The 25264-nt window shown below is 71.6% G+C and carries 26 protein-coding genes; 14 read left to right on the forward strand and 12 right to left on the reverse strand.

The annotated features are described in order from the left end of the window. Nucleotides 1-228: 228 nt before the first annotated feature. On the forward strand, nt 229-1242 hold the full coding sequence (locus ACIRL2_RS02355; protein WP_402229525.1) for an LLM class F420-dependent oxidoreductase: 1014 nt from the start codon (nt 229-231) through the stop codon (nt 1240-1242). A 72-nt stretch (nt 1243-1314) separates the two neighbouring features. Here ACIRL2_RS02355 and ACIRL2_RS02360 read toward each other — a convergent pair whose 3' ends face one another. The 4 genes from ACIRL2_RS02360 to ACIRL2_RS02375 form a co-directional block, all read right to left on the reverse strand. After that, nucleotides 1315-3138 (reverse strand): protein kinase, encoded by a 1824-nt coding sequence (locus tag ACIRL2_RS02360; protein WP_402229528.1) that lies wholly within the window; start codon nt 3136-3138, stop codon nt 1315-1317. A gap of 328 nt (nt 3139-3466) precedes the next feature. Next, entirely contained in the window at nt 3467-4600 is a 1134-nt protein-coding gene (locus tag ACIRL2_RS02365; protein ID WP_402229530.1) for a prenyltransferase, read from the reverse strand. Then, a complete protein-coding gene (locus ACIRL2_RS02370) occupies nt 4597-5364 on the reverse strand; it encodes a class I SAM-dependent methyltransferase (RefSeq protein WP_395869502.1) in 768 nt (255 codons plus the stop codon). Before ACIRL2_RS02370 ends, ACIRL2_RS02365 begins: the two co-directional genes overlap by 4 nt. A gap of 65 nt (nt 5365-5429) precedes the next feature. Continuing rightward, nucleotides 5430-6845, reverse strand: a complete 1416-nt coding sequence (locus ACIRL2_RS02375) for a glycosyltransferase family 4 protein (protein WP_402229533.1) — start codon at nt 6843-6845, stop codon at nt 5430-5432. 197 nt (nt 6846-7042) lie between these two features. Between ACIRL2_RS02375 and ACIRL2_RS02380 the strand changes: the two genes are divergently transcribed. Then, nucleotides 7043-7648: a TetR family transcriptional regulator gene (locus tag ACIRL2_RS02380; protein ID WP_020554687.1), complete on the forward strand. Its 606-nt coding sequence runs from the start codon at nt 7043-7045 to the stop codon at nt 7646-7648. Nucleotides 7649-7815: 167 nt separating this feature from the next. Here ACIRL2_RS02380 and ACIRL2_RS02385 read toward each other — a convergent pair whose 3' ends face one another. Both ACIRL2_RS02385 and ACIRL2_RS02390 read right to left on the reverse strand, forming a co-directional pair. After that, entirely contained in the window at nt 7816-8046 is a 231-nt protein-coding gene (locus ACIRL2_RS02385) for a ferredoxin (protein ID WP_395869506.1), read from the reverse strand. An 81-nt stretch (nt 8047-8127) separates the two neighbouring features. Beyond that, on the reverse strand, nt 8128-9591 hold the full coding sequence (locus ACIRL2_RS02390; protein ID WP_395869508.1) for an aldehyde dehydrogenase: 1464 nt from the start codon (nt 9589-9591) through the stop codon (nt 8128-8130). Nucleotides 9592-9901: 310 nt separating this feature from the next. On the opposite strand from ACIRL2_RS02390, the gene ACIRL2_RS02395 reads away from it, so the two are divergent. Both ACIRL2_RS02395 and ACIRL2_RS02400 read left to right on the forward strand, forming a co-directional pair. Beyond that, nucleotides 9902-10942 (forward strand): MBL fold metallo-hydrolase, encoded by a 1041-nt coding sequence (locus ACIRL2_RS02395; protein WP_395869510.1) that lies wholly within the window; start codon nt 9902-9904, stop codon nt 10940-10942. A 96-nt stretch (nt 10943-11038) separates the two neighbouring features. Continuing rightward, on the forward strand, nt 11039-12355 hold the full coding sequence (locus ACIRL2_RS02400; protein ID WP_402229537.1) for a prenyltransferase/squalene oxidase repeat-containing protein: 1317 nt from the start codon (nt 11039-11041) through the stop codon (nt 12353-12355). A gap of 55 nt (nt 12356-12410) precedes the next feature. On the opposite strand, the gene ACIRL2_RS02405 is transcribed toward ACIRL2_RS02400, so the two are convergent. The 3 genes from ACIRL2_RS02405 to ACIRL2_RS02415 form a co-directional block, all read right to left on the reverse strand. Continuing rightward, nucleotides 12411-12851 carry a DUF779 domain-containing protein gene (locus ACIRL2_RS02405; RefSeq protein WP_395869514.1) on the reverse strand — a complete coding sequence of 147 codons (441 nt, stop codon included), beginning with the start codon at nt 12849-12851 and terminating at the stop codon, nt 12411-12413. After that, on the reverse strand, nt 12851-14368 hold the full coding sequence (gene adh / locus ACIRL2_RS02410; RefSeq protein WP_395869516.1) for an aldehyde dehydrogenase: 1518 nt from the start codon (nt 14366-14368) through the stop codon (nt 12851-12853). Before adh ends, ACIRL2_RS02405 begins: the two co-directional genes overlap by 1 nt. A gap of 247 nt (nt 14369-14615) precedes the next feature. Continuing rightward, nucleotides 14616-14807 (reverse strand): hypothetical protein, encoded by a 192-nt coding sequence (locus ACIRL2_RS02415; protein ID WP_395869518.1) that lies wholly within the window; start codon nt 14805-14807, stop codon nt 14616-14618. Between the two features lie 18 nt (nt 14808-14825). Between ACIRL2_RS02415 and ACIRL2_RS02420 the strand changes: the two genes are divergently transcribed. From ACIRL2_RS02420 to ACIRL2_RS02435, 4 genes are all read left to right on the forward strand, one after another. Continuing rightward, a complete protein-coding gene (locus tag ACIRL2_RS02420; protein ID WP_402229541.1) occupies nt 14826-15110 on the forward strand; it encodes a hypothetical protein in 285 nt (94 codons plus the stop codon). 232 nt (nt 15111-15342) lie between these two features. Then, nucleotides 15343-17637, forward strand: coding sequence for a collagenase (locus ACIRL2_RS02425; RefSeq protein WP_402229542.1), 2295 nt, complete (start codon nt 15343-15345; stop codon nt 17635-17637). Nucleotides 17638-17751: 114 nt separating this feature from the next. Then, entirely contained in the window at nt 17752-18072 is a 321-nt protein-coding gene (locus tag ACIRL2_RS02430; protein ID WP_395869524.1) for an antibiotic biosynthesis monooxygenase family protein, read from the forward strand. 23 nt (nt 18073-18095) lie between these two features. Further along, entirely contained in the window at nt 18096-18308 is a 213-nt protein-coding gene (locus ACIRL2_RS02435) for a zinc ribbon domain-containing protein (protein WP_402229545.1), read from the forward strand. A 287-nt stretch (nt 18309-18595) separates the two neighbouring features. Here ACIRL2_RS02435 and ACIRL2_RS02440 read toward each other — a convergent pair whose 3' ends face one another. Together ACIRL2_RS02440 and ACIRL2_RS02445 are read right to left on the reverse strand one after the other, a co-directional pair. Continuing rightward, the gene (locus tag ACIRL2_RS02440) at nt 18596-19273 is read right to left on the reverse strand and encodes a restriction endonuclease (RefSeq protein ID WP_395869528.1); all 678 of its coding nucleotides are present in this window, start codon (nt 19271-19273) and stop codon (nt 18596-18598) included. 179 nt (nt 19274-19452) lie between these two features. Beyond that, nucleotides 19453-20274, reverse strand: a complete 822-nt coding sequence (locus ACIRL2_RS02445; RefSeq protein WP_395869530.1) for an SDR family NAD(P)-dependent oxidoreductase — start codon at nt 20272-20274, stop codon at nt 19453-19455. Between the two features lie 229 nt (nt 20275-20503). On the opposite strand from ACIRL2_RS02445, the gene ACIRL2_RS02450 reads away from it, so the two are divergent. The 5 genes from ACIRL2_RS02450 (at nt 20504) to ACIRL2_RS02470 (ending at nt 23991) form a co-directional block, all read left to right on the forward strand. Then, nucleotides 20504-20809 carry a GNAT family N-acetyltransferase gene (locus ACIRL2_RS02450; protein ID WP_402229549.1) on the forward strand — a complete coding sequence of 102 codons (306 nt, stop codon included), beginning with the start codon at nt 20504-20506 and terminating at the stop codon, nt 20807-20809. Nucleotides 20810-20852: 43 nt separating this feature from the next. Continuing rightward, nucleotides 20853-21338, forward strand: coding sequence for a (4Fe-4S)-binding protein (locus ACIRL2_RS02455; RefSeq protein ID WP_395869534.1), 486 nt, complete (start codon nt 20853-20855; stop codon nt 21336-21338). Between the two features lie 177 nt (nt 21339-21515). After that, the gene (locus ACIRL2_RS02460) at nt 21516-22049 is read left to right on the forward strand and encodes a hypothetical protein (protein ID WP_402229551.1); all 534 of its coding nucleotides are present in this window, start codon (nt 21516-21518) and stop codon (nt 22047-22049) included. An 11-nt stretch (nt 22050-22060) separates the two neighbouring features. After that, a complete protein-coding gene (locus ACIRL2_RS02465) occupies nt 22061-22873 on the forward strand; it encodes a serine hydrolase domain-containing protein (RefSeq protein WP_395869538.1) in 813 nt (270 codons plus the stop codon). A 173-nt stretch (nt 22874-23046) separates the two neighbouring features. After that, nucleotides 23047-23991 carry a hypothetical protein gene (locus ACIRL2_RS02470; protein ID WP_402229554.1) on the forward strand — a complete coding sequence of 315 codons (945 nt, stop codon included), beginning with the start codon at nt 23047-23049 and terminating at the stop codon, nt 23989-23991. Nucleotides 23992-24047: 56 nt separating this feature from the next. On the opposite strand, the gene ACIRL2_RS02475 is transcribed toward ACIRL2_RS02470, so the two are convergent. Next, nucleotides 24048-24308: a hypothetical protein gene (locus ACIRL2_RS02475; protein WP_020554669.1), complete on the reverse strand. Its 261-nt coding sequence runs from the start codon at nt 24306-24308 to the stop codon at nt 24048-24050. 265 nt (nt 24309-24573) lie between these two features. On the opposite strand from ACIRL2_RS02475, the gene trxA reads away from it, so the two are divergent. After that, nucleotides 24574-24942, forward strand: coding sequence for a thioredoxin (trxA, locus tag ACIRL2_RS02480; RefSeq protein WP_395869542.1), 369 nt, complete (start codon nt 24574-24576; stop codon nt 24940-24942). The last annotated feature ends 322 nt before the right edge of the window (nt 24943-25264 follow it).

Consider the following 25264-nt stretch of genomic DNA (forward strand, 5'->3'; position numbering starts at 1 on the left):
CCGAGACACGAACCGCGACTCGGCAACAAGGCAAGGGCGTCGTCCACACCGGACGGCGCCCTTTCGCCTGTCCCGGGTACGGAAGTCCGCGCCTGCCCGGGACGCGAGTCCGCGCGCCCGTCCGGCAGCGGCCGGAAGTCCGCGCCAGGGGAGTCGGTCTCCCCACGAACTAAAACGTGTTCTAGTCTGCGGGGGCGATTCGCCGTGCAACTCCGTGGAGGTAACGCCATGAGGCTGGGTCTGACGTTCGGGTACTGGGGCCGAGGCCCGTCCGCCGACTTCGTCGAACTGGCGCGGGAGGCCGAACGACTCGGGTTCGACGCGGTGTGGACCGCCGAGTCGTGGGGCTCGGACGCGTTCACGCCGCTGACCTGGATCGCCGCGCACACGTCGCGGATCAAGCTGGGCACCGCGGTGACCCAGATGACCGCGCGTACGCCCACCGCGACCGCGATGCACGCGCTGACCCTGGACCACCTCTCCGGCGGGCGGGTGATCCTCGGCCTCGGCCTCTCCGGGCCGCAGGTGGTCGAAGGCTGGTACGGGCGGCCGTTCCCGAAGAGCCCGCTGACCTTCACCCGCGAATACGTCGACGTGATCCGCCAGGTGCTGCGCCGCGAGGGGCCGGTGGTCGCCGAAGGACGCTACGCCCGGCACCCGTATACCGGCGAGGACGGCAGCGGGCTCGGCAAGCCGCTCAAGTCGATCACCCATCCGTTGCGCGCGGATCTGCCGATCTTCCTCGGCGCCGAAGGGCCCAAGAACGTACACCTGACCACGCGGATCGCGGACGGATGGCTGCCGTTGCACTGGGCGCCGACCCGGCCCGAGGTGTACGCGGACGCGCTGCGCGACAAGCCGGCCGGCTTCCGGATCGCGCCGATGGTGCAGGTCGCGCTCGGCGACGACGTCGAACAGGCGATGTTCCCGATCAAGGCGGCGATGGGCTTCTACGTCGGCGGGATGGGCGCGAAGAACAAGAACTTCCACGCCGACCTGATGCGCCGGTTCGGCTACGCCGAGGAGGCGGACCGAATCCAGGAGCTGTTCATGGCCGGCAAGCGGGACGAGGCGATCGCCGCCGTCCCGAGCGGCTTCGTCGACGAGATCGCCCTGGTCGGCCCGGCCGACCGCATCCGCGAGCGCTACGCCGCGTGGGCGGCCGACCCGCACGTCACCGACATGATCGTCACCACCCGCAACCCCGAGGCCCTGAAGCTCCTCGCCGAACTCGCGAGCTGACCGCCGCCCGGCCGTCGCCGCCCCGTGGCCCGCGGGCACGGGAGCGGCGGTCGGGACGACCCGGGCCTGCCATCAGGGCAGCGGGGCCATGCACAGTTCCTGGACTCGGGACGGCAACGGATAGTAGACCGGCGAGCGGCCCGGGCAACTGGTGGCGTTCGACGCGGTCATCGGGTGCACCTCGTCGATCCGCAGGCGCGCCGGGCGATCCTGCGGAAGCGGCCCCTGGCACGGCACCAGCGAGGCCAGGAAGGCCCATTGCCGACCGTCGCGCGTCTCGGCCGGCACGCACTCGCCCGGGCGGAAGATCCGCTCCAGGCACAGCGCGGGCACGCCGGGCGTCGCCGGCCAGCGGCTGCGCCCGTCGGTACTCATGCAGTCGCTCGCGCCGCCGGCCGCCGAGGTACGCGCCAGCACCCGCTGCCGGGCCGCCGGGTCCTCACAGGGCAGCGAGCGGGGCGCGGCCGGTCGCCATCCGGGCGTGCCGTCGCTCGCGAAGTCCACGCAGCCGCCCACCGGTACGCTCGCCACGAAGGCCGCGACCGGGTCGCCGGGCGGAATCGAGGGGCGGGCATCGGCCGCACCCGCCTTGCCCCGATCACGATCCCCGCGCCCGCGCTCGTAGGCGACACCCGCGAGCAGGCCGCCCACGAGCGCGATTACCACGAGCGCGGCGACCAGGAGCCACCCGGCCCCGCCGCCCTCGTGCGGCTCGGGCGGAACGGGCAGGTCGTAGGGGTCCTGACGGTCGTCGCTGTCGTCGATCCGCGGCACCATCGCGTCGACGATCCGGGCGAGTTGCATCGTCTCGGCGACGGCCTCCTCCGGCTCGGGCGCGCCTTCCCCGGGCTTGGCCGCATCGGCCTTCGTGGCCCCGCTCGGCACGGCCTCGCTCTTCGCCGGATCCTTCTTCGCCGCGCCGGCCGGAGCCGACACGGCCACACCCTCCCGGGCCGGCTCGGCGTCCTCGGCCGGAGCGCCCGCCTCGGCGGGCCCGGCGGGCTCGGCGGCCTTTCTCGGGCCGACCTTGTCCCCGACCGAACCGCCATGTGCGGAACCGCCCTTCGACGCGCCGCCGAATCGATCGCCGAGCGGCACGGTCGGCGGGTCGCCGACCAGACGCCCACGCCGGTGGTACGCGTCGATCAGCTCCACCGCGGGTCCCGGCAACCACGACGCGGCACCGTACGCCCCCTGACGATCCGCCAGTTCCGCGGCCGACTCCTCCAACAGCGCGCGCGGCGTGGGCCGATCCTCCGGATCCCGGGCCAGACAGGACCGGATCAGCTCGGCCAACTCAACCGGCACATCCGCAAGTTCCGGCTCGCCGCCGGCCACACTGCGCCGGATCGCCGCCTCGCCCTCGCCGGTGTGCGGCGGCCGTCCGGTCGCCGCGAAGCACAACAACGCGCCCAGCGCGTAGACGTCGGACGCCGGCCCCGGCTCCTCGCCTCGGGCCTGCTCCGGCGCGAGGTACCCGGGCGCGGTCAGCGGACTGCCCGCGCCCTCGATCCCGAATCCGGTCACCCTCGGTCCGTCCGAGGCCACCACTATCTGCGCGGGTCGCAGATCGCCGTGCGTGAGCGAGGCCTGATGGATCGTCACCAGACCCTCGGCGATCCCGGCCGCCAGCCACCGCACCGCGTCCGGCGGCAGCGGGCCGCACGAGATCACCAGGTCCCCCAGCGACGGCGCCGGCACGTACACCGACGCCACCCACGGATTGCGGGTCGCGCCACCGCTGCCGATCACCTCGATCACACCGGGCCCGCGCACCTTCTGGGCCCGCTTGATGCCACGCTGCTCGCCGTACAACATCCGCACGGCCATCGGCCGCCCGGCACCGGTCCGCGCGAGATACACCCACCCGGGGCTGCCGGCGCCCAGCAATCCCACCACCGTATAAGGACCTATCCGGTCCCCCGGCCCCAACCCAGCCGCCATGCCCACCCTCGTCACGCGAGTCGCCCAGCCCCCCACGCGAACCCTATTGCCGCCCCGACCAACCCCGACAACCGAGTACACCCACGCCGACTACCGACCCATACAGCCCGTCCGGCGCCCAAGCCCAAGCCCGCCACACCCACGCCCGAACCAACCGCCCCCTTCAGCCCGTCCGACGCCCAAGCCCGCCACACCCACGCCCAAGCCAACCGCCCCCTTCAGCCCGTCCGGCGCTTGAGGACAACCCATCCAGCCCGTCCGGCGATTGAGGACCCCGGCCTCAAACCCCATCCACGCACAGCTCCGAGCCACACCGCACCTGCTCGGGCGCAAGCCCAACCGGCAACCCGTCGCCCGCGAACGCCGAGCCCCCACCACCGAACACCGCGGTGGTCGCCGGCTCACCCCCCAGCACGGCCGTGGCCAGGATCATCGCCCCCGCCGTCCACGCCGTGCGCTCCACGGGCCAGATCGCGTCGTCCTCGAACACGTACCCGGTCCAGTACAACCCGTCCTCGTGCCGCAACCGCTGGATCCACGACACGATCTCCACCGCACGGTCGCTCTCGCCCAACGCCCAAAGCGCGATGGCCAGTTCGCAACTCTCCGCACCGGTCACCCAGGGCCGGTCGGAGACGCACCGCACGCCCAGGTCCGGCACCACGAAGGTGTCCCAGCCGTCCTTGATCCGCTCGTCCGCCGCAGCCCCCCGCAGCGCCGTGCCCAGGATCGGGTAGTACCAGTCCATCGAGTAGCGGTTCTTGTCCAGGAACCGCTCGGGGTGCGACAACACCGCGTGGCCCAGCCGACCCGCGGCCAACTCCCAGTCCGGCTGCGGCTCGCCGAGGTGCTCGGCGATCGCCAGCGCGCAGCGCAGCGCCTGGTACATGCTCGCCGAGCCGGTGAGCAGCGCGTCCGGCACCGGCACGCCGTGTTCGTCGCGCTTCCAGCGGATCTCGCCGCCGGGCGCCTGGAGGTCCAGGATGAAGCCCATCGCCGCACGCAGCTTCGGCCACATCCGGACCAGGAACTCCTCGCCCCCGGTGAGCAGATGGTGGTGCCACAGGCCGACCGCGAGGTAGGCCGTGAAGTTGGCCTCCTTGTTGCGATCGGTGACCACGCCGTCCACGTAGGCCGCGTACCACGAGCCGTCCGGCTCCTGCCGGCTCGCCAGCCAGCGGTACGCCCGCTCGGCCTCGTCGTGCCGGCCGGCCACGTCGAGCGCCATCGCGGCCTCGGTGTGGTCCCACGGGTCCAGGTGCCCGCCGACGAACCACGGGATCGACCCGTCCGGCCGTTGCACGGCGGCGATCCCGTCGATCGTCTCGGCCACCTGCCGAACGGTCAACACGCCTTCCAGCGCCAGCAGTTCGAGCGCCGACTCGGGGCCGCGACGGCGACCCGCGAGGCTCATGCGCGGGCTCCGGCGAGGTCGCCGTCGGCGCCTGCCGCGGTGTCGCCGTGCGGCCGGGGCTTGGTCGCGTAGACCACCAGGCTCTTGCCGATCAGCGGATCCAGCGCCTTCTCCGCGAGGCGGGTGGCCAGCGGGCGCTTCATGATGTCCCAGACCAGGAGCTTGTGCCAGGCCCGGACCGGGAGCGCCTTGTCGTTGTCCACGCCCACCGCGCACTTGATCCACCAGTACGGCGAGTGCAGCGCGTGCGTGTGGTGGGTCCCGTACGGCCGTAGCCCGGACTCGCGGATCCGGGCCTGGAACTCGTCGCCCTTGTAGATCCGGATGTGCCCGCCCTCGACCTCGTGGTACGCGTCCGACAGCGCCCAGCAGATCTTCTCCGGCCCGTAGCGCGGCACGGTCATCGCGGCCAGGCCGCCGGGCTTGAGCACCCGGAACAGCTCGGCCAGGACACCCTTGTCGTCCGGGATGTGTTCGAGCACCTCGGAGATGATCACCCGGTCGAAGCTGTCGTCCGGAAACGGCAGCGCCAGCGCGTCCCCGACGAGCGCCTCGGCACGCGCGCCCTCGGGAACCTCACCGGCGGCCAGCATCGAGGCGAACATCGCGTCCACCTCGGCGATGTCCTTCGCGTTCCGGTCGAGCGCGACCACGTCGGCGCCACGCCGGTATGCCTCGAAGGCGTGCCGGCCGCCACCACAACCCATGTCCAGGACCCGATCCCCCGGGGCCAGGGGAAAGCGGGAGAAATCCACGGTGAGCAAGTCGGCGACTCCGTCTCGTATTGCGCGAACCGGTTGCGGGGGCGGCCGGCGAGGGTGGGGTGTGGTCAGCGGTTTCCGGGTCCGGCGCCGTGCGACGCGGGCGGGGGCAGCCGGCGGCCGAACGGCGAGCGGCCGAGCAGGACGTCGCTCGCGCGCTCGGTGAGCCCACGTCTACCGGCGCCGGCCGTGGTCGGCGCGGTGGGACCGGCCTCGACTGCGGCCCGGTAGCGCTCCGCGGTCCGGACCGCGGTGTTGCGCCAGGTGAACCGCTCGAGCACCCGGGCACGGCCCGCCTCGGCCAGTCGGGCCCGCAGTTCGGGGTCTTCCAGCAGTCGGGTGAGCGCGGCGCGCAGGGCTTCCGGGTCGCCCGGCGGCACCGCCAGGCAGGTCTCCCCGTCCGGCCCGGCGACCTCGGGGATCGCGCCGCCCGTGGTGGCCACGAGCGCGGTCCCGCAGGCCATCGCCTCGGCGGCGGGCAGCGAGAAGCCCTCGTAGAGCGAGGGTACGCAGGCGATCTCGGCGCTGCGGATCAGGTCGACCAGTTCGTCGTCGCTGAGTCCGGACACGAAGCGGATCGCCGAGGTCAGTCCCAGCCGGTCGATCGCGCGCAGCACCGGCCCGTCGCCCTTGGGGCGGCCCACGACCACGAGTTCGACGTGGTCGTTGTCGGCGCGCAGTTTGGCGAGCGCCTCGACCAGGTGGATCAGGCCCTTGAGCGGCACGTCCGCGCTCGCGGTGGTGACGATCCGGCCGGGCACCTTCGGGACCGAGGCGTCCGGCGCGAAGCGGTCGGTGTCGGCGCCCACCGGCACCACGGTGACCCGGCTCGGCGAGACGCCGAGGTGGTCGATGATCTCGGCCTTGGACGAGCCGGACACGGTGAGCACTTCGCTCAGCCGGGCGGAGACCCGCTTCTGCATGGTGGTGAACCCGTACCAGCGGTGCAGCGTGGCCTTGCGGCGCAGTGTGGTGGCCTCGCCGATCTCCAGCGCGCGGTCGACCGTGATCGGGTGGTGGATCGTGGTCACCAGCGGGAAGCCGAGTCGGGGCAGCGCGAGTTGGCCGTAGCCCAGCGTCTGGTTGTCGTGCACGACATCGAACTCGCCGCGCCGGGCCGCCAGGTGCCGCCATGCGCGCAGCGAGAAGGTCAGCGGCTCGGGAAAGCCCGCGGTCAGCATGCCGCCGACCTCGAGCACGTCGATCCAGTCCCGGTACTCGCCGAGCCGGGGCAACCGGAACGGGTCCGGGTCGCGGTACAGGTCCAGGCTGGGCAGGGTGGTGAGCTTCACGCCCTCGTCCACGACCGCGTACGGGGGACCGGAGATCACCTCGACGTGGTGACCGAGCCGGGTGAGTTCGCGGGACAGGTGGCGGACGTAGACTCCCTGTCCGCCGCAGTACGGATCGCCTCGGTACGCCAACAGGGCGATTCGCAAGGGTCGCTCCGGGGAGGTCCGCGCCGGGTCCACCTGGGTATCCACAGCGGTTGCGGTCTCCCGTATCACGAATGGCCCCCTATCGCTGCCCTCGTCGGAGCATAGTAGTCGCGTAATCTAGAACAAGTTTCAGTATCTGCTCGTCGGAGAGCAGCCAAGATACCGCCGGGTACCCACTGCGACGAGCACGGCGTGACCCGTAACACACCAGCCGGCGAACCGCCGCGCACCGAGGGGCTGACATGACCACGTACACGAAGGCCGACCGGGCGCCGCTGACCGAGCGGCAGGAGGCGCGCCGCCGCCGGATCCTGCGTGCGACCACCCAGTTGGCCGCTCGGGGCGGCTACGAGTCCGTCCAGATGCGCGAGGTCGCCGAGCTGTCCGAGGTGGCGCTCGGCACGCTGTACCGCTACTTCCCGTCCAAGGTGCACCTGCTCGTGGCCACCATGTACGACCAGCTCGATCAGCTCCACGCCCAGCTCCGCCGGCGCCCGCCCCGGAGCGCCGGCTCGCGCGAGCGGGTGGTGGACACGCTGCTGCGCGCGTTCAAGGGCATGCAGCGCGAGCCGCATCTGACCGAGGCGATGATGCGCGCGCTCCAGTTCGCGGACCGTTCGGTCGGCGCCGAGGTGGACACGGTCAGCCGGGAGACCACCACGATGATCCTGGAGGCGATCAGCGGCGACGAGCCGGCCGGGGAGCCGACCGCCGAGGACCTCGCGGTGATCCGGGTGATCACCCACACGTGGCACTCGTCGCTGATCGCGTGGCTGAACGGCCGCGCCTCCATCGCCCAGGTCCGCACCGACATCGAGACCGTCTGCCGGCTGATCCCCGAGGACTGAGCGCGCCCGTCGCCGTCGTGACGCCGCACGGCCCCGGTCGGCGACCAGGGCCCGCGGCTTCCGTGCCGGCTCGTCCGCGGCGACGTCGAACCGACGCGGTGCCGCGGCGCGCCGACGTCGCCGCGGGCCGTGCCCCAGGCCCTGGCCCTGGCCTCCGGACAGGACCTCTAGTCCGGCGGGAACACCGTCTTCCCCGAGCCGGCCTCGATGATCGAGATCGCCTCGACCGGGCAGCTCTCGGCCGCCTCCAGGATCGCGTCCGAGGCGTCCATCTCCTCGGCCCGGGGATGCGATTGCCGGCCCGCGTCCAGCTTGAAGTCGGCCGGGGCGCTGCCGATGCACATGCCCGAACCGATACAGACGCTTCTGTCGACCTCGACGCGCCAGCGATCACCCATCAGAACACCTCTTCTTCGCTCGGCCCGGCAGGGCCTGGAACCGCCGGCCCGCCCCGCGCGGAGGCGGGCCGGCGGCGACGGTCAGATCTGCGCGTCGTAGCCCGCGGGCAACGCGATCGACTTGGCCTCGGTGTACGCGCCCAGGCCCTCGATGCCGAACTCCCGGCCGATGCCCGAGTTCTTGAAGCCGCCGAACGGGCCGAAGAAGTCCAGGCCGAACGTGTTCACCGAGTAGGTGCCGGTGCGGATCCGGCGGGCGACGTCGATGCCCTTCTCGATGTCGGTGGTCCACACGCTGCCGGACAGTCCGAAGTCCGAGTCGTTGGCCAGCGCGATCGCCTGCTCCTCGTCGTCGTAGGGGATCAGCGCGACGACCGGGCCGAAGATCTCCTCCTGCGCGATCCGCATCGAGTTGTCCACGTCGCCGAACAGGGTGGGCTCGACGTACCAGCCCTTCTCCAGCGCCTCGGGACGGCCGCCGCCGGCGAGCAGCTTGGCGCCCTCCTCCTGGCCGATCCGGATGTAGTCGAACGAGCGCTGCTGCTGGCGCTTGGCCACCAGCGGGCCGACCTGGGTGTCGGCAGCCATCGGGTCGCCGACCTTGAGCTCGCCGACCCACGCGGTGAAGCGCTCGGCGATCTCGTCGTAGCGGGCGCGCGGCGCCAGGATGCGGGTCTGCGCGACGCACGCCTGGCCGTTGTTCATGTACGAGTTGGGCAGCAGCGTCGTGGCGGTGTGCTCCAGGTCGGCGTCGGGCAGGATGATCGCCGCCGACTTGCCGCCGAGTTCCAGGGTGACCCGGGTGAGGTTGCGCGCGGCGACCTCCATGATGCGCTTGCCCGCGCCGACCGAGCCGGTGAACGCGACCTTGTCGATGCCGGGGTGGGCGACCAGGTACTCGCTGACCTCGCGGTCGGCGGCGACGATGCTCAGCACGCCGTCGGGCAGGCCGGCCTCGCGACAGATCTCGGCCAGGATGTACGAGTCGAGCGGGGTCTCCGGGGACGGCTTGAGCACGATCGTGCAGCCGGCCGCGATCGCCGGCGCCAGCTTGGCGGCCGTGACGAACTGCGGGACGTTCCACGGCACCACGGCGGCCACCACGCCGACCGCCTCGCGGCGGATCAGCAGCGGGTTGAGCAGACCGGTCCGCTTCTCCTCCCACTGGTAGTCGCGGGCGATCTTGGCCACCGTGTCGTAGATCATCCCGGCGCCGATGGCCTGCGCGAACAGGCCCCAGCCGACCGGCGATCCGTTCTGCGAGGCGACCACCTCGGCAATCTCCTGCGACCGCGTCATGAAGCCGTCGCGGATCTTCTCCAGGATGGCGATCCGCTCGTCCAACGACATGCGCGGCCACGGGCCCTCTTCGAACGCCTTGCGCGCGGCGGCGACCGCGGCGTCCACGTCCGCGGTCGAGGCGTGCGGAACGCGCGCGATGACCTCTTCGGTGTGGGGCGAGACGACCTCGATCGTGTCCTTGCCAATGGGGTCGACCAGCTCTCCGCCGATGACCAGTTGGCTGTGCTCCACGATATCCGTCATCACGGTCCTCCTCGGTGCGGGCGTGCACACACGCTGCGCGATACAGGGGCTTGCGGGCTATGAGCAGAACTCTGACTAGAACAGATATCAGTTTGCCGATGAGGGAACAACGCATTCGCGGCTCGAATGAGACTGGAGTCTCATCGGCTGACAGGTAAGGATCGTACGTGCCGGATCTCGATCTGACGACCCCTCAAATCATCGGCGCGGTGGTGTATGAGAGAACGTGTTCTATGGTGATCATCGAAGTCGGGCGCGCACCCGGCGTTCGACTGGCGCCACTTCGAGTACATCGAGAAGGAGGCCGCCCATGACCACCGCATCCAGCCGCCCCACCCCGCCGACGCCTCGGGTCGCCGATCTGGGCAACGGTGTGTGGACCGTCCCGGTTCCGATCCCGAACAATCCGCTCGGTTGCACCCTCGTCTATGTGCTGGAGACCGACGCCGGACCCGTCCTGGTCGACTCGGGCTGGGACGACCCGGTCTCCTACCGGGCCCTGGTGGACGGCCTGGTCGAGGTCGGCACCTCGATCGAGGAGGTGCACGGCGTACTGGTCACCCACGCGCACCCCGACCACCACGGGCTCTCCGAGAAGGTGCGCGAGGTATCCGGCGCGTGGGTCGCGCTGCACGCGGCGGACGCCGAGCAGGTCGAACTGATCAACAACGCGCCGCGCTCCGCCTGGCTGCGCCACCACCTGGAGGTGCTCGCCCTCGCGGGCGCACCGCAGGAGGCGCTGGACGCGCTCACCGGCCTGCGCACCGCGACGGCCGGCAGCCGCCCGCGTCTGCACTACGCGGTGCCCGACCGCGAGTTGGTGCACGGCGAACTCGCACCCGCGCCCGGTCGCACGGTACGCACGGTGTGGACGCCCGGGCACACGCCCGGCCACGTCTGCCTGCACCTGGAGGGCGGCGACGGCCGGTTGCTCTCCGGCGACCACCTGCTGCCCTCGATCACGCCGCATATCGGGCTGTACGACGAGGCCGAGGAGGCCGACCCGCTCGGTGACTTCCTGGCCTCCCTGACACGTGTCGCCAGGCTGCCGATCACTGGTGTGCTCCCCGCCCACGAGCACGCCTTCGAGGACGCGGCGGGTCGGGCGGCCGAGGTGGCCCGGCTGCACGAGGACCGGCTCGCGGCGCTGCACACGCGCCTGTGCGCGGCGTCGCTGACCCTGTGGCAGATCGCCGAGGGCATGGACTGGAACCGGCCGTGGGCGCAGTTGGGCGCGCAGAACCGGCAACTGGCCCTCAGCGAGGCCGCCGCGCACCTGCGCCACCTGGTCAAGCGCGGACGGGCGGGCGCGGAGCCCGGCGGCGACCCCGTGCGCTATACGGCCCTGTGACCCTCGGGCCCGCGGGGGCGCACGGGTAGGGTGGCCGGGACCGTCGACCGTCGGTTTCGCGGTCCGATCCGCTCAGCGTTCAGCGAAAGGCACTGCATGCCCTCCCCCCGACGCCGCGGGCGTGCCGCGGCGGCCTCCGTGCTCACGACGACGCTGTTGTGCTCGCTCTGGACGGGGGGTGTGGCCGCCGCCGCGCCGACACCGCCGCCGCCCGGCGGCTCGCTCGGGGCGGCCGTGGGCGACTCGGTGCCGCGCACCATCACCACCTCCGTGTCGGCCGTCCAACGCGTCTCGGTCGACAAGGCCCAGTCCGGACCGGTGCCGCTCGCGCTGTACGGGCGAAGTGATCCGACCTCGGACGGGGTCTACCGGCAGTCGCTGGCGATCATGGCCCTGGCCTCCACGGACAGCCAACCGGCCCCGACCGCGATCGAGTGGCTGCTCGGGCAGCAGTGCGCGGACGGCGGCTTCACCGCGTATCGAGCCGATCCCGCCGCGCCGTGCGACGCCGCTCGGGAGAACACCGTCGCGACCGCGACCGCGATCGAGGCACTGCACGCGCTGCGCACCTACGACACGCGGGTCGCGCGCGGCGTCGACTGGCTGCGGTCCAAGCAGCTCGCGGACGGCTCGTTCGCGACCGCACCGGCGCCCGACGCGACCGGTGACCCTGCCGCGACGGCGGCCGCGATCAGCGCGATCGTCACCGCCGGCCGCTCGCCGGAGCTGCTGAGGTCGCCGCAGGGGCGTACGCCGACCGACGCGCTCAAGGCGACCCAGTCGCGCTGCGCCGCGCCCGAGCCGGACCGGGGCGCGTTCGCCACGCGCCCGGGCGGTCCGGTCGATCCGACGGTGACCGCACACTCGGTGCTCGCGCTCGGATACGGCACCCAGCCCGCCGTACCGGCCCCCTCCATCGCGGTCACCCCGCTGGTCTGCCCCGGTGCCGAGCCGGGCCGGGCGTTGGCCGCGCAGGGCGGCGCGGCGTGGCTGATCGCGAAGCTGAAGGCGGGCGGCAATCACTTCGGCGGGCCGAGCGACTTCGACGCCACGGTGGCCGCCGTCCAGGCGCTGTCCGCGACCGGTCACCCGGCCGAGGCGGGCGCGGCGGTCGACTGGCTGGCCTCGGGCGCCAAGACCATGGCGGGCAGCGACCCGGTCCGGCTCGCCTCGCTGATCCTGGCGGCCAAGGCGACCAACCGCACGGTGACCACGTTCGGCGGCCTGGACCTGCCGAAGCTGCTCCAGGCCACGGGGCCGGCCGCGACGCCGACGCCGGACATGACCAACCAGAGCAACCTGATCGACGGCCCGGCGGACCACACCCTGCGGGACACGCTGGCCGCGGTGATCGCGGTACTGCTGGCGGCCACCCTGATCCTGGGCATGCGACGCAGCCGCCGCGAGGACTGAGCCGACCGTGCCGGCGGGCCCGGGACGGTAGCGATCCCGTCCCGGGCCCGACCGTTCAGTGCCCGCGCCCCGGCTGCGCCCGGTCGCTCTCCAGTCGGCGCGCCTCGTCGTCGGTGAACACCCGCGAGCGGATCAGGAATCGCCTGCCGGTCGGCGCCTCGACCGAGAACCCGCCGCCGCGACCGGGCACCACGTCCACGGTCAGGTGGGTGTGCCGCCAGTACTCGTACTGCGCCGCGGACATGTAGAACGGCTGCCCGGCGACCCAGCCGAGCAAAACGTCCGCGTCGCCGACCAGGAACTCCCCTCTCGGGTAGCACATCGGCGAGGACCCGTCACAACAACCGCCCGACTGGTGGAACAGCAACGGCCCGTGCTCGGCCGCGAGTTCGACCACAAGTTCGGCGGCGGCCGCGGTGATCGCGACCTTCTCGACCGAAGTCCCCGGCCGTTCGGGCGGGTCGGCCACGCTCGGCGTCTGCGGCGACTCGGTCATCAGAAGAATCCGAGCTTCTTCGCCGAGTAACTGACCAGCATGTTCTTGGTGTTCTGGTAGTGGCCGAGCATCATCCGGTGGTTCTCCCGGCCCATCCCGGATGCCTTGTACCCGCCGAACGCCGCGTGCGCGGGGTAGGCGTGGTAGCAGTTGGTCCACACCCGGCCGGCCTTGATCTCCCGACCGAACCGGTAGGCCCGCGTCGCGTCCCGGGTCCACACCCCCGCGCCCAAGCCGTACAGCGTGTCGTTGGCGATCCGCAGCGCTTCGGCGTCGTCGCCGAACGTGGTCACCGAGACCACCGGACCGAAGATCTCCTCCTGGAAGATCCGCATGTCGTTGGTGCCCTTGAAGATGGTCGGCTCGACGTAGTAGCCGTCCTCGAAGCCCTCGACCACCTTGCGCGCGCCGCCGATCAGGACCTCGGCTCCCTCCTGCCGGCCGATGTCGAGGTAGGACAGGATCTTCTCCAACTGGTCGTTGGACGCCTGCGCGCCGACCATGGTCGCCGGGTCGAGCGGGTTGCCCTGCACGATCGCCCGGGTGCGCTCCAACGCGCGCGCCATGAACCGGTCGTAGATCGACTCGTGGATCAGCGCCCGGGACGGACACGTACAGACCTCGCCCTGGTTGAGCGCGAACATCACGAAGCCCTCGACCGCCTTGTCGAAGAAGTCGTCGTCCTCGTCGGCCACGTCGGCGAAGAAGATGTTCGGGCTCTTGCCGCCGAGTTCGACGGTCACCGGGATGATGTTCTGCGACGCGTACTGGAGGATCAGCCGCCCGGTGGTCGTCTCGCCGGTGAAGGCCACCTTCGCCACCCGGTTGCTGCTCGCCAGCGGCTTGCCCGCCTCGAAGCCGAAGCCGTTGACCACGTTGACCACACCGGGCGGCAGCAGGTCGGCGATCAGTTCGATCAGCACCAGGATGCTCACCGGGGTCTGCTCGGCGGGCTTGAGCACGACGCAGTTCCCGGCGGCGAGCGCCGGCGCGAGCTTCCAGGTGGCCATCAACAGTGGGAAGTTCCACGGGATGATCTGCGCGACCACGCCGAGGGGCTCGTGGAAGTGGTACGCGACGGTGTCCTCGTCGAGTTGCGAGATGGACCCTTCCTGGGCCCGGATCACCCCGGCGAAGTAGCGGAAGTGGTCGACGGCCAGCGGCAGATCGGCGGCCAGGCACTCGCGGACCGGCTTGCCGTTCTCCCACGTCTCGGTGACCGCGAGGCGTTCGAGGTTCTGCTCGATGCGATCGGCGATCTTCAGCAGGATCAGCGACCGCTCGGTGACGCTGGTCCGCCCCCACGCGTCGGCGGCCGCGTGCGCGGCGTCCAGCGCGAGTTCGACGTCCTCGGCAGTGGAACGGGCCACCTCGCAGAACGGCTGTCCGGTCACGGGGGTGATGTCGTCGAAGTACCGGCCCTGCACGGGCGGCACCCACTTGCCCCCGATGTAGTTGTCGTACCGAGGTTCGAAATTGACGATGCTGTCCGGTTGGCCGGGCTGACTGTAGACCACGCAAGCCTCCGCTTCCCTTGCCGTGCACTGGGCATGACGGACCATCAGCGGCACACACCCGACCGGGTCGCGGCTCGGGGCGCCTGCGGCCGACGCTAGTCGCCGGCGGGCCGAAGGTCACGGGTTCATCGGCGGGAAATGCCGGCTCCGGGGGGCGTCGCGGGCCGGCCCGCTCCTGGGCTGCCTACCCCTGTCCCATCGCTGTTCTGTCCCGGTCGTGTTCCCGTCCCACGGGGCACGGTGGTGGTTACGACGGCTGCGCGTCGGCCCCTTCGGCGGCCCCGATGCCGGCGATCAGCGCGTCGAGGCCGCGCTTGATGCGGTCCACGTCCCAGCCGCGCTCGGTGCGCTGGAAGTCGAACAGGCCCGGTGCGAACGCCATCAGGAGCAGATCGGCGACATAGGCGGCGTCCGCGTCGGGGGCGAACTCCGCGACCATGCCGGCGATCTGCTCGTGGTGTCGGCGAAACGGGGCGCTGCGATAGCGCCCCGCCGGCGCGCTCCCCTCTGCGAGTCGCAGGCGCACACCCTGCTCGACGAACTCGCCGACGCCGGGCTGGTCGACGGCGCCCGAACGGCTCTCACCGACAAGGGCGCCGCCCTCCGGCAGGGGTTCACGGACGCCGTGGCCGGCGTGGCCGAGCGGCTGTACGGCGACCTTCCGACCGCCGACCGGGAGATCGCCGCCCGCGCGCTCGCCCATGTCACCGCCAAGGCGAACGCCGAACTCGCCGCCCGGTAGCCGACACGACCGCCGAGCGCCGCGAGCACGGCGGCAACTTCCGAACCGACTTCCGCCCCCGTCGGAAACGATTCACCGTGAATCCATCTGGATGTCACGTGTGACATATGCCATTGTACTCAGCGTCGTGTTCTCACTGTGGACCACCGACCGTGGTCCGCCCGTGCCCGAAGGGCCGTACATGAGCAATCACGCACGCCGCAGGAAGTGGTTTGCCACAAGCGTTCCCCTCTTGGCACTGGCCGTCGGCGTGCTGCCGATCGCAGCTCCGTCGACGGCCTCGGCCGGCCCCGTCCCGAGCACGAACTCGCGGGTCGGGCAAGCGAACACGGCGACGGCGGCCGATCCGGACGACGAGGTCGACCGGATCGGTTCGCCACTCTCGCTCGGCCCCGACCGGGGTCCGGGTCCGGTCGACGGGAGCAACGCGAAGCCGCCCGGCCGGGGCCCCTCCCCGGCGGACCTCCCGATCGCCCCGCCGGCGCACCTGCGAGCCCAGGCCGCCGCCCTGCCGGCCGGCTGCACGCTCGCCGAGTTCTCCGCACTGTCCCCGCAGGCCCTTGCCGACTTCCTCACCCGTGCCGACGTCGGACCCGACTGCCTGCGCGGCTTCCTGTGGACCTACACCCCCGAGTTGGGCCGGGTGCTGACGCCGGCTCACCTCCAGGCGGTACTGGCCCGGATCACCGCGCTGGCCCCCGGCTACGACGGCACGAACGCGTCGCACCTGTACGAACTCTGGTACTTCACCCACGCCGCGCTCTACCTCGACTGGGACAACCCGGCGATCGACCTGCGCGGGCCGGCCGTGGTGGCCGCGATCAACGCGGCGGCGGACGCCTTCCGCGCCGCGCCGCACGCGTTCGACCTCACACCCACCTCGGGCGCACTGCTGCGCGAAGTGCTGATCAGCGCCGACATCGACGGCGTACGCGGACGGCAACTGCCTCTGCTCACACGGATGTTCCGCGACATGGACGGCAGCACGGCAGCCTGGCAGGACGCGGCCCGGCGGAACGCGGTGCTCTCCGCACAGACCCTCGCCTACCACGGCATCTACAACGGCGACGCGGGCTTCATCGCCGCCGTACAGGCCGATCCGGCCTACCGCGCCGGCCTGAAGGCGTTCGTCGGCTACCGGCACCTGAACACGCCGAGCACCTCCGGGCTGCTGCGCAACGGCGTCTACGAGTACGGCCGACTCGGGCAGATCCCGAGTCTGACCGCCGAGACGGTGACCGGGCTGAACACGATGCTCACCGACACCGAGGGCTGGTACGGCCGCTTCTCGGTGCCGTGGAGCGAGGTCGCGCACTGGCTGGAGACCTACGGTCGCTGTCACGCGGCGGGAGTCTGTCGGGCCGACGTGGAGGCGGCCGTGTTCCCGAACACGTACACCTTCGACCGGGGTGACATCGAGGTGCACACGTCTCTCGACCGGGCCACCGTCGAGCAGTTGTACTACGCCTCCAAGCAGGTCAAGGAGCAGTTCTTCCGCACGGTGGGCGCCGACCTGCCGCTCACGGGCGACCCGAACCACAAACTGACCGTCCGGCTGTACGCGAGCATGGCCGACTACCACACGTACCAGCCGTTCCTGTACGGCTACTCGACGAACAACGGCGGGTTGTACATCGAGGAAGGCGCGACCTTCTACACCTATCAACGCGTCGTGCCGCGCGATTCCCTCCTCCAACTGGAGGAGTTGTTCCGCCACGAGTACACCCACTACCTCAACGGCCGCTGGGCGGTGCCCGGTTCGTTCGGCCAGGGCCCCTGGTACGCGGAGAACCGGACCACCGCCTTCGACGAGGGCATGGCCGAGTACCTGGCGGGCGCGACCCGCGACCAAGGCGTGCAGCTACGCAAGTCGCTCGTCACCAAGGTGATCTCGGACGTGCGGAAGTACGGCAGTCGGCCGTCCGTCCGCGAGACGCTGCACTTCACATACGACGACGACGGCTATTTCTTCCGCTACTACGCCTACGCCGGCTCGTTCTTCTCGATGCTCGGCCGGGACCACCCGGACCTGCTCACCGAGATGTACACCCACCTGCGGAACAACGACGTCGCCGCGTTCGACGCCTTCCTCGACCGGGTGAGCGGCCCGACCTTCCAGGCCGAGTTCGACACCTACCTCGACCGCCAAATCGCCGACGTGGACAACCTGATCGTGCCGGTGGCGAAGTACACCCCGCCCGGGAAACTCACCGCGACCGGCGCCGACCAGGTCCGCCGGGCCTTCCGTGGGGCCACCTCCAACAACCCGACGTCGTGCAGCGCGACCCGCGACAGGCTCCCCCGCTTCACCTGCACCGGCGCGATCACCGCGAACATCGACTCGACCGATCCGGGCCGCATGCACACCGCCATGGCGGCCACGGTCGACTACTTCATCCTCATCCGCGCCGGCGCGGCCCTCGACAACCTCGCCGACATGAACTGCCACTTCACCGCACCCGTCGCCTGGACCAACGCCCGGGCCGCCACCTCCACCTACACCTGCGAAGGCCCCCTCCGCCCCTGATCCACCACCCCCACCAACGACGGCCCCCGAGCGCTGCCCACCCCGCGCCCGGGGGCCGTCCCCTCCACCCGCTCCGGTGCGAGGCGACACCCGACCGTCCGGCAGACTGGGGGCATGTCTGTGGTGAAGATCAACGCGCTGACCGTGCCCGCCGAGATGCGGGAGACCCTGGAGCAGCGATTCGCGTCGCGTGCGGGGATGGTGGACTCGCAGGACGGGTTCGAGTGGTTCGAACTGCTGCGGCCGGTCGAAGGGACCGACCAGTACCTCGTGTACACGCGCTGGCGCAGCGAGGAGGACTTCCAGGCGTGGATGGCCGGGACCATGAAGGCCGCGCACGGGCAGGGCGACGGCGGCGAACGGCCGAAGCCGGCTTCCACCGACTCGGCGCTGTGGTCCTTCGAGGTCGTCCAGAGCACCGGCCCGAAGGCCTGACCTCCGGTACTAGCCTTGGCGCCATGCCACGCTACGACTACCGCTGCCGCACCTGCGACATCACCTTCGAGCTCAACCGCCCGATGTCCGCCGCAAACGACCCGGCCACGTGCCCCCAAGGCCACGGCGACACCACAAAACTCCTGTCCACGGTCGCGGTAACCGGCGCCGCCTCCACCCCCCGCCCCACCGGCAACACCGGAGGCGGCTGCTGCGGAGGCGGCTGCTGCAACTGACCCCACCCAAGCCCAGCGGAAAACCACCCACCCCAACCGCCGCACCACTCAGCCCGGCCGGCGCATGAGGCCAACCCAACGCAGCCAACTCCCCAAGACCAGCCGAAACCCATCAGCCCGGCCGGCGCATGAGGCCACCCAGCCCGGCCGGCGTTTGAGGCCAAATAGCCCGGCCGGCGCTTGAGGCCAACCCAGCGCAGCCAACTCCCCAAGGCCAGCCGAAACCCATCAGCCCGGCCGGCGCTTGAGGCCAAATAGCCCGGCCGGCGCATGAGGCCAAAAGCCCGCTACGCAGCCAAAGGCGCCGGCACCTCTTTGTCACACTCCCAGTGCGCCAACGCCGCGCGATCCAAAAGCACCACCCCCGCAGACGCCGCAACCGCCGCCGCCTTGGCCGAAAAGCACCCGGCCGTCGTAGCGAGCAACAACGCCCCGGACCCATCCCCGCCCGCGCCGGCCCCCGCAGCAGCCCCATCCCCACCCGCGTGAGCGGCGAGCGCACTCACGAAGTCCTGGACCACGCCCCCCGCCACCGGCCCGGGCCCCTCCGCACTGCGACACCGCAACACCGCCGATGTCCCGTCGACGCGCCTCGCGTGGATGTCCACCGCGTACGCGTCCTCGACGACCCGCACCGTCTCCACCTCGGCCAGCCCGTCCCGCTCGCACAGGTCGGCCACGTGTTCGGCCAGCCGGGCCGGGTCCATCCGGTCCAGCCGCGCCTTCGCGTCCCGCAGCGCGGTGTCGTCGCAGCGTTCGACGAACTCGTCGGCCCGAGGCCGATATCCGCCCAGCCAGATGGCCGAGCCGAGCACCGCGGCGGCGCAGACGTAGACCACCATCATGCTGTCCGCCTGGTCGACTCGGATGCCCTCGAGGACGAACCAGATGCCGATGGCGAGGAGTTCGAGCCCGGCCACCAGGATGGCCAGATTGAGGTAGGCCCTCACCGTCGTACGTGCCATGTCCGTCGTCCCCCCGGTGACGCTGTGGCCGGTCGTACTCGTGTCGTTCACGCTGTCCCGATCCGATCGGCGCCACCGACTCCGCGGCCACGCCATCGTTCCCTCTTGCTGTCCCGACGTATGGGACACCTGCCCGGTTCCCGGCCCGAACAACAACCGGACACCCTACGAAATGCCGCTCACGCGCCATCCGGCAGGTTGGTCCAACCGCGACCGTCCGCCCGCCCGTACCACCCGCTCGCGGCGGTCGTACCGCCGTCCACCGGGATCAGGTGACCCGTCACATACGACGATGCGGCACTCGCCAGGAAGAGCACAACCTTCGCGTAGTCCTCGGGTTCGCCGAACCGCGCCATCGGCACCCACGAACCGATCAGCGCGGGGTCACGATCGCGCAATTTCGCCTCGTATGTCGTCTGCGGCGTGTTCGCCATGTCCGGTGCGATCGCGTTGACCCGCACCCCCTTGCGCGCCACGTCGACCGCGAGACTCTTGGTGAACGCGATGATCGCGGCGTTGTACGCGGAGTAGACCGGGCAACCCGGGATGCCGCGCAGTGCCTCGACCGTGGACACGTTCACGATGCTGCCGGAGCCGCGCTCGATCATCTGCGGCAACAGTGCGTGCGTGACGCGCAACACATGTTCGAAGTTGATCGCGTGCAGCGCCCGCCACTCCTCCTCCGTGCTGCGCAGGAACGTGGTCGAGGGCCGATAGTCGCCGACGTTGTTCACGAGTACGTCCGCGCCACCCGCCGCCAGCGCGGCATCGCGCAGCCTGGCCACCGCGGCCGGCTCGCGGATGTCGCCGAGCACCACCTCCACCCGCCCGCCGGCCGCCTCGATGTCCACCCGGGCCTGCTCGGCCCAGTCCGCGTCGATGTCGTTCAGCAGCACCAGCGCGCCCGCTCGGGCCAACAGCCGGGAGACCCCGCCGCCGATGCCCGCGGCTCCGCCGGTGACGACCGCGACCTGACCGGCGAGGGGTTCGGGATCGAGCATGAGTGGTGCCTCCCAGCAAATATGACGATGCGTCAGATCTGCGCATGCTCTCCCAGGTCGCGCGCGAGGTCAACGGCGGAGCACCGACCGGAGCGCGGGAAACGATCAAGCGCTCCGGCCACCGCGACGGTCGCCCTGGGTCGCACCACACCCGGGTATGCGTTCGAATGGATTCGAGAGAGAGTGTCGGGTCGGCATCCGCCTATCCGAACCACATCGAGGGGATCACATGGACATCGCGGTCGAGGACGTTCCCGCACAGAACCGCTTCGAGGCCCGGGCCGACGGCGACCTGGCCGGCTACGCCGAGTACATGACCACCGACGCCCTGATCGTGTTCACCCACACCGAGGTGGACCCGAGGTTCGAGGGCAAGGGCGTCGGCGGTGCGCTCGTGCGCGGCGCGCTCGACCTGGTGCGCGGCGGCGACCGCAAGGTGTTGCCGCTGTGCCCGTTCGTCAAGGCGTGGATCGGCAAGCACCCCGACTACTTCGACCTCGTCTACGACGCCCCGCCGAGCACGGTCACGGACTGACCCGTCCGACGGTCCCCGCTCCGACCGATCCGAGTTGATTCAGATGAGCACCGCCCCAGGTCCCGACCGAGGCGAGGAGTATCCGGCCGAGGACATCGTCGTCACCTTCGACGCCAAGCGTTGCCTGCACTCCGGCGAGTGCGTACGCGGCCTGCCCGAGGTCTTCGACACCGATCGGCGGCCCTGGATCGACCCGACGCGGGTTCCGGCCGAGCAGGTCGCGGAGGTGATCCGGCACTGTCCCAGCGGCGCGCTGCACTACACGCCCACGGGCGGGGCGCCGGAGATGCCGACCCACCCCACCCGGGTGTACGTCGTGGACGGCGGCCCACTGGTGCTGCGCGGTCATATCCAGGTGACCATGCCCGACGGCACGCACCGCCACGAGACGCGGGCGGCGCTGTGCCGCTGCGGCTCGACCGGCAACGTGCCGTTCTGCGACCGCAGCGCCGGGTGCGCGCTGACCGGCCGCGACTGGGGCCAATCGGACCCACCCGGCCGCCCGGCCGCCGAACCACCCGGAACCTGACCCACCCGGAACCGGACCCAGCCGACCGGGCCGCCCACCTCGCCCCGGTGGCACCGAGCCCACACCCACCCGACCCGGCACCGCCCGACCCGGCACCGCCGAGCCCCACACCCACCCACCCCGGACCGACCGCGGCCCGCCCCGCCCCGCCTCGATGACCGGCCCCATGATGTACGGATGACCTCGCTGCTCTTCGTGTGCACCGGCAACGCCACCCGCTCGGTGATCGCCGGCGAACTGGCCCGCGCGGCCCGGCCCGATTGGCGCGTGGCCACCGCCGGCACCTTCGTGGTCGAGGGCCTACAGATCAGTTGGCGCACCCGCGCCGCGCTGGAGCGGCTCGGCCTGAGCGCCGCGGGCCACCGCAGCACCCAGCTCACCGACGCGCACGTGGCCGCGGCCGACCTGCTGATCACGCAGGAGTACCAGCACGTGCAGTACATCCGCCGGCACCACCCGGAGGGCGCCGCGCGCACCGCGACCCTGCGGCGTCTCGTCCGCGACCTGCCCGCCACCGGACCGGCCGGCGAACCCCTGGCGCACCGGCTCGCCGCGCTCGACCTCGCCTCGGTCGAGCTCGAACCGGACTGGGAGGACGTGGTCGACCCCGGCGGCGGCGAAGAGGCCGATTTCGTCGCGTGTGCGCACGAACTGGCCGCGTTGATGGCGGATCTGATCCCTCGGTTGGGCGACCGCGTACCCTCGCCGTAGGCTCGACTCCCGTGAACAGCCTGCGCATGATCGACACGTGGCCCGTCGGGAAAGCCGCTGCGGCCGTGATCACCCGGGACGGGGTGGTCAAGGGCGAGCACGGCCCGGTGGACGAGCCGTTCCGACTCGCCTCGGTGACCAAGTTGCTCACCGCGTACGCGGCGCTCGCCGCGATCGAGGAGGGCGCGATCGAGCCCGGGGACGCGGCGGGGCCGCCCGGGTCCACGATCCGGCACCTCCAGGCGCACACGTCGGGTCTGGCCTTCGACGAGGACCGCGTTCTGGCCGGCCCGGGCCGCAAGCGGATCTACTCGAACACCGGCTTCAACCTGCTCGGCGCCACCATCGAGAAGGCCTGCGACATCCCGTTCGACGAGTACGTCCGTCAGGCGGTCTTCGAGCCGCTGGGCATGACCGAGACCACGATCGGCGACTCCCCCGCGGCCGGCGGCGTGTCCACCGTGCGCGACCTGAGCCGGTTCGCGGCCGAGTTGCTCGCACCGCGCCTGCTCGCGCCGGAAACGGTGCGCGAGGCCACCACCGTGGTCTTCCCCGGCCTGGACGGCGTACTGCCGGGCTACGGCACCCGACGGCCCAACGACTGGGGGCTCGGCTTCGAGATCCGCGGCACCAAGTCGCCGCACTGGACCGGGACCACCAACTCGCCCGCGACGTACGGCCACTTCGGCGCGTGCGGCACGTTCCTGTGGGTGGACCCGGAGCTGGACGCGGCCTGCGTGTGTCTGACCGACCGCGAGTTCGGGCCGTGGGCGGCCCAGGTATGGCCGGTGCTGAACGACGCGGTGGTCGCCGAACTGCGCTGAGCCGGCGAATCGGGCCGCCCGGTCCGGCAGTTCGGCGCATCCCGGAGGGCCCACGCCGAGAGACCCATCCCGAGAGGCCGCACCGACCGGCCGCGCCGGGCACCATTCCCGGTCACCCCTTCGCACCGCCCGTCCTGCACCACGCGGGCCGGAACGACACATACCGTCGAACCGTGTTGTTCTCCGTGCTCGCGGCGCCGGCCGCCGCGCTCTGCTACGGCGTCGCGACCGTGCTCCAGGCGCTGGGCGCGCGGCGCACCGCGAGCACGAGCGGGCTCGATCCCAGGGTGCTGGTCCGGGCCCTGGGGCAATGGCCCTTCGTCCTCGGCACCGGACTCGATCTGGTCGGGTACGTCTGCCAGTTCGTCGCACTGCGGCAACTGCCGATCTTCGCCGTCGAGGCCGTCCAGTCGGCCAACCTCGCGGTCACCGCGGTGCTGGCCGTCCCGATCCTGGGCGCCCGCCTGCACAGTCGCGAATGGGGCGCGGTCGCGGCCGTGTGCGCCGGCCTGGCCCTGCTCGGCGTCTCCGCGGGGCACGAGGGCCCGGCACACACCCACGCCGCGTTCCGCTGGTCGCTCCTGGCCGGCGTCGCCCTGCTCGGCCTGGCCGGCCGGCGCTGCGCGCGCCTGACCGAGCCGTGGCGCTCGCGCCTGCTCGGCCTGCTCTCCGGGCTCGGCTTCGGCCTGATCGCGCTGGCCACGCGCGTGATCACCGACCTGTCCCCGTCCGCGCTGGTCCGCGACCCCGCGTGCTACGCGCTGCTCGCCGGCGCCGCGCTGACCTTCCTGCTGTACACGGTCGCGCTCCAGGGCGGCGTGGTCACCGCGGTCGCCGCCGCCCTGGTCGTCGGCGAGACCGTACTGCCCGCCGCCGTCGGCATCGTCTTCCTGGGCGACCACAGCCGCCCGGGCCCGTACGTCCCGCTCGCGCTGATCGGCTTCGTGCTGGCCGTGGCCGGCGCGATCGCCCTCTCCCGCTTCGCCGAGGTCGAGCCCGGGCCGGCCGGTACGCCCGAACCGGACACCCGCGCGACGAAGGCGGGTCCGGCCGCCCCGGATCCGACCGACGAGCAGGGCGGGACCCGGGAATGCCGACGGCTCCCGCCGAGCGCGTGACGGGAGCCGATGCGAGGTGGACTGCCACGACCGGGCCAGACCCGATCGCGGTCCGCTCACTCCTCCGGTTCGATGATCTGGTAGTCCAGCTCACCGATCGAGTGCGCCAGTTCGGCCGGGGTGTACACGGCACCGTCGTAGACGAACGCGGGCTCGATCGCGGTCTCGGTCAGCCCCTCGGCGCTGGTGTCGAGCACGACGATGGCCCAGCCGATGACGGGGCACAGAACGGCCTCTTCGCCGGCCTTGGTCACCTCGACGTCCCACCCGGGTTCGGCCGGGGCGAGACTGACGACGCTGCGGCGGGTGTAGCGCATGGCGGGACTCCTCGGCTGCACGGTAACCGGCGGTCGGCGCCGGTTCGAACAAGCCTATGGTGCGGGTGTGACGGTTGGGGTCACGGGGCGTGTGCAGTGCGGCGGTCGGCTGGGTAGGTGTTCGCGGAACGCGCCCGCAGGACCCCGTCGACGCCCCGCGCGGTCGTCGCGAAGTCCCGCGGACGGGCCCGAGACAAGCCCAGGAATGCCCTCGCCCCCGCGCCTGTTGACAGCCACGTAGACGCAAGCCACGGGGCACGAACGTTTGGGAGGACGCATGGCCACGGTCGCACTGACCAAGGAGAACTTCGAAGAGGTCGTATCCGGCGACGGACTGACCGTGCTCGACTTCTGGGCGTCCTGGTGTGGACCCTGCCGATCGTTCGCACCGACCTTCGAGAAGGTTTCCGAGGCGACCCCGGACGTGGTGTTCGCCAAGGTGGACACCGAGGCGGAGACCGACCTCGCGCAGGCGTTCTCGATCCAGTCGATCCCGACCGTGATGCTGGTCCGGGACGGCGTCGTGGTGTTCTCGCAGCCGGGCGCGCTGCCCGAGGCCGCGCTCGTCGACCTGATCAAGCAGGCGCAGGGGCTGGACATGGACGAGGTCAAGCGCAAGATCGCCGACGGCTGACCGACACCCTCGACGGCCACACCGGCGCCCTCGGCCGGCCAGGCCCGAGGGCGCGGCCGACGCCCGAAAGCCCGCCGGATCGAGTCCGGCGGGCTTTCGTGTCGCCTGCTCCAGGCAACCGGGGTGGCGGTGACCGGGGTTGCCGCGGTGTGCCCGACCGCGATGATGCGGCCGAGAGGGGCCCATCCACTTCTCGTGGATCCTGATTGCGCGGTGCGCGGTCCGACTTCGATCGCTTCTCCGCGTCTATCTCCGTCGGACCCCTCTCGCTCCATCAAGTAGAACTCCACCGCCGCGAAGTTGCAAAAGATCCCCCGCCGGC

This window comes from Embleya sp. NPDC127516 (assembly GCF_044765325.1).
GTDB lineage: Bacteria > Actinomycetota > Actinomycetes > Streptomycetales > Streptomycetaceae > Embleya.